This window comes from Pseudomonas sp. PDM30, from assembly GCF_019218985.1.
Taxonomy (GTDB): domain Bacteria; phylum Pseudomonadota; class Gammaproteobacteria; order Pseudomonadales; family Pseudomonadaceae; genus Aquipseudomonas; species Aquipseudomonas jessenii.
The window spans coordinates 1-317 of sequence record NZ_JAHUWM010000031.1 but is presented as its reverse complement, the minus strand read 5'-3'; the positions used below and the strand labels follow the sequence as shown (position 1 = coordinate 317).

The following is a 317-nucleotide window of genomic DNA, read 5'->3' as shown; positions in this document are numbered from 1 at the left end:
TCATGACTGGGGTGAAGTCGTAACAAGGTAGCCGTAGGGGAACCTGCGGCTGGATCACCTCCTTAATCGACGACTCAGCTGCTCCATAAGTTCCCACACGAATTGCTTGATTCATTGAAGAAGACGAGAGGCCAGCCTTTAAGGCAGTCTGTTTCGTTAGAGTTTAGAAATGAATATTCCAGCGTGAATATTGATTTCTAGTCTTTGACTAGTTCGTTCTTTAAAAATTTGGGTATGTGATAGAAAGATAGACTGAACGTTACTTTCACTGGTAGCGGATCAGGCTAAGGTAAAATTTGTGAGTTCTCTTAGTTGAG

General features: G+C 42.6%; 1 rRNA gene. It reads left to right on the top strand.

Features of this window, described 5'->3' with window-relative positions:
* Positions 1 to 65, top strand: a 16S ribosomal RNA gene (locus tag KW840_RS28340); the annotation flags it as partial.
* Between the last annotated feature and the right edge of the window lie 252 nt (positions 66 to 317).